This window comes from Streptomyces sp. NPDC018964, from assembly GCF_044390325.1.
Lineage (GTDB): Bacteria > Actinomycetota > Actinomycetes > Streptomycetales > Streptomycetaceae > Streptomyces.
In genome coordinates, this window is the sequence record NZ_JBIRYZ010000082.1 from 1 (window position 1) to 1,032 (window position 1,032).

The window sequence follows — 1,032 nt, forward strand, 5'->3', positions numbered from 1 at the left end:
CCCGGCACACCACTGCGCCGCAGCCCTAGACGGTATGAGGGGACTGTCTGAATAACGGTGGATCCGGTCCTTGATTCAACACGCCGAGCTGAGCTTGGCGGGAAGGATCGACGATGACCGAAACACTTGATCCCATGGCAGAGACTGAGGTGGATCAGAAGCAGTTGGCCGAGCAGCTCCTGGCTCAGGCCAAGGAGCAGGGCGTGGAGTTGATGGGCCCGAACGGACTCCTCAATCAACTCACCAAAAACGTCCTAGAGACCGCGTTAGACGCGGAGATGACCGAGCACCTGGGCTACGAGAAGCACGATGCCGCCGGCCGCGGCAGCGGCAACTCGAGGAACGGTACCCGTTCGAAGACGGTGCTCACTGAGATCGGGCCGGTGGAGATCGAAGTGCCACGCGACGTCGATTCTTCGTTCGACCCGCAGATTGTTAAGAAGCGTCAGCGACGCTTGACGGGTATCGATGAGATCGTATTGTCATTGACGGCAAAGGGTTTGACGACCGGCGAGATATCCGCGCACTTTCAAGATATTTACGGAGCGTCGGTGTCGAAGGACACGATCTCGCGGATCACCGACAAGGTCGTCGGGGAAATGACGGAGTGGCAGAACCGGCCACTTGATCGGGTGTATCCGGTGATGTTCATCGATGCGGTGCACGTGAAGGTTCGCGATGGGCAGGTCACCAACCGGCCGATGTATGTCGCGATCGGCGTCACCGTCAATGGCGAACGCGACATCCTCGGGATCTGGGCCGGCGAGGGCGGAGAGGGCGCAAAGTTCTGGCTCTCGGTCCTGACCGAGATCAAGAACCGTGGTGTGGCGGACGTCTGCATCGTTGTGTGCGACGGACTCAAAGGATTGCCTGAAGCGATCAACACCGTCTGGGAACTCGCTGTGGTGCAGACGTGCATTATTCATCTGATACGCAACACTTTTCGCTTTGCCTCTCGTAAATATTGGGATGCGATGGCGCGTGATCTCAAACATGTCTACACCGCTCCGTCGGAGTTTGCGGCCAGGGAAC

General features: G+C 58.5%; 1 protein-coding gene. It reads left to right on the forward strand.

Annotation, left to right across the window (positions count from 1 at the left end):
• Nucleotides 1-113: 113 nt before the first annotated feature.
• The coding region (locus tag ACH5AO_RS37305) for an IS256 family transposase (protein WP_398932585.1) at nucleotides 114-1,032 on the forward strand (919 nt) is incomplete at its 3' end.